We start from the raw sequence: 1,846 nt of genomic DNA on the forward strand, positions 1-1,846 counted from the left end.
GGACGCCTGGCGGTTCGCCGCGGTCGGACAGGGCTTCGACGGCGGCCTGGAGGCGCTGCTGAAGAACTTCGGCGGCGAACCGCCAGGCGTCCTTGAAGTAGATGTCGCCGAGCATGACGGCCCGCTCGGTGGAGAACTCCGCGCCGGTGAAGGAGTACCGGGCGACCTCCTCGCCGCCCGCGACGATGCGCAGGTAGCCGGGGCCGACCTGCGACATCTGCCCGGCGCCGTCGAGGGTCGCCGTGAAGGACAGCTTGCGGATCCCTTCCGGGATCCGGTCCAGCGTGACCCGGAACGACTCCGTGTCGCCCGCCTGGGCCCCGAGCAGCTGGATGGACTCCTCCGGCGACTTCGGCTGGTTGAAGAAGACGAAATACCGGTCGTCCGAGAGCCGTTCCTCGGCGTCCAGGCCGAAACAGCTGATGTCGAAGGTCAGTCCGGGGCCGGCGATCTGCACGCCTACGTACAGATCGGTGCCCGCGGTGAGGTCACTGATCCTGGCCTTGTGGCCGCGTTGGAATTCCCTGGCCATGCGATACGACCGTCCCCCATCCCGAAAGGTGTGCGTCGCGCCAGGCTAACGGCTGTGGCCGACAACCACCCCGGCCGGTCCCCGTCGGTACAGACCCGGTACAGAACCGATTCCGGCCACACACACGCGGCCCGCGCGGGACGGGGTCACTCGCCCCGTGTGTCGGGCAGGTGCGGCAGCCGGGCGGCGGCGACCACGCCCTCCAGATAGCCGCGGGCCCGCTCGGTGCGCGGATACGCCTCCAGCAGCCGCCAGAAGTCGGGGCCGTGACCGGGCACCAGAAGGTGCGCCAGCTCATGGCAGAGCACGTAGTCGATGACGTACTCGGGCATGCCCTGGAGCCGGTGGGAGAGCCGGATGCTGCCCTCGGCCGGGGTGCACGAGCCCCAGCGGGTGTTCTGGTTGGTGACCCAGCGCACGGAGGCCGGGCGGGCGCTGCCGTCGAAGAACTGCGCCGACAGCCGCTCGGCACGCTCGGCCAGCTCGGCGTCGCCGAGCACCCGCCGGCTCTCCTGGGCGGCGAGTTTGTCGAGCATGACGGTCACCCAGCGTTGCTCCTCCGCCTTCGACATCCGGGCGGGGATCAGTACGACAGTGCGATCGCCCTCGCGGTAGGCGGAGACCGTCCGGCGGCGCCGGGCACTCCTGCGGACCTCGATCGCGCTCGTCGCGCTGCGCTCTGTCTTTCCGGCGCGGTGCTGAAGTGGGTCGGCGGACACGCCCCGACGTTACCCGCTGGACAGGGGCAAAGTCCCGGCTCCCGGACGGTTCGACGCGCCTGCCGGTTCATATGAAGATCACCCATCGCCTGTGGATAACTTTCCACGCCTCGCGGGCCGAGGGGGCATGCTGGCAGGCGTCGGCGGAACACGACCAATCCACCGATGCCTTGAGAGTCGGTAGATACGCGGATTTGGGGGATCTGTCATGCATCCAGTGATGAAGCCCGCGCTGCGGCGCGGCTGGCGTGATCTGGGCACGGTGCAGTTCGGGATGACTCCCGCGCACGCGCTGACGCTGGGTCCGATGGACACCGCCACCAGCGGCTTCCTTGACCTGCTCAACGGCACCCGGGGACTGCCGCTCCTGCGTGCGGAGGGCCGCCGGCTGAAGCTGCCGGACGGCCGGGTGGACACGCTGGTGGACCGGCTGGCCCGCGCGGGCCTGGTGGACGACGCGCGCGGCGGCGGACCCGCCGCGGCCGCGCTGCGCGGGCGGCCGGAGGTGCTGCGGCGGCTGCGCCCCGACCTGGCCTCGCTCTCCCTGACCACGCCCGAGCCGGGCGGCGCGCTGGCCCGGCTCGGGCGTGGTCAG

At 71.2% G+C, this 1,846-nt stretch carries 2 protein-coding genes and 1 pseudogene; 1 reads left to right on the plus strand and 2 read right to left on the minus strand.

The features are described 5' to 3' along the window. Together CCN72_RS35980 and CCN72_RS35985 are read right to left on the minus strand one after the other, a co-directional pair. The coding region (locus CCN72_RS35980; RefSeq protein WP_244174652.1) for a TerD family protein at positions 1–532 on the minus strand (532 nt) is incomplete at its 3' end. Positions 533–678: 146 nt separating this feature from the next. Further along, positions 679–1,251 carry a M48 metallopeptidase family protein gene (locus CCN72_RS35985; protein ID WP_037660105.1) on the minus strand — a complete coding sequence of 191 codons (573 nt, stop codon included), beginning with the start codon at positions 1,249–1,251 and terminating at the stop codon, positions 679–681. 208 nt (positions 1,252–1,459) lie between these two features. Here CCN72_RS35985 and CCN72_RS35990 point away from each other — a divergent pair. Beyond that, positions 1,460–1,846, plus strand: a pseudogene (locus CCN72_RS35990) (ThiF family adenylyltransferase); the annotation flags it as partial.

It is taken from the genome of Streptomyces murinus (assembly GCF_002154555.1).
GTDB classification, from domain to species: Bacteria; Actinomycetota; Actinomycetes; order Streptomycetales; family Streptomycetaceae; genus Streptomyces; species Streptomyces murinus.